At 75.2% G+C, this 326-nt stretch carries 1 protein-coding gene; it reads left to right on the top strand.

The features are described from left to right. Positions 1-326: hypothetical protein (locus tag R5H29_RS13295; RefSeq protein ID WP_332329274.1), on the top strand; the 326-nt coding region annotated here is incomplete at both ends.

The raw sequence follows: 326 nt of genomic DNA, 5'->3' as shown, positions 1-326 counted from the left end.
TCGCGGCCACCGCCCTGGGGCTGGGCACCGCGCTGAGCCTGCTGCTGGCGCTGGGCGTGCGCGCCGCCGGCCCGTTCGGCTGGGCGCGTTTTCATCATCTGGCGCAGAGCCTGATCCCCATCGCCGGGGCGGGGGTATTCCTCGGCCTCTCCGCCACCACCGTCTCCCTGCTGCGGGCGGAGCTTGTGGTCATTCCGTACCTGGATGTGATCCGCGGGGTTATTCTCGGCGCGGCGGTTGTGTGGTCGGTGGCGCTGGCGGGGCGCATCGGCAGGGGCTGGGCGGGAAGCCGCGGCGCGATCGCCGCCGGCGCGGGCGCCGCGGCC

It is taken from the genome of Stenotrophomonas sp. A3_2 (assembly GCF_036624925.1).
Lineage (GTDB): Bacteria > Pseudomonadota > Gammaproteobacteria > Xanthomonadales > Xanthomonadaceae > Stenotrophomonas > Stenotrophomonas hibiscicola.
The sequence above is the reverse complement of the archived record's forward strand: the minus strand, read 5'-3'. Positions and strand labels throughout refer to the sequence as shown.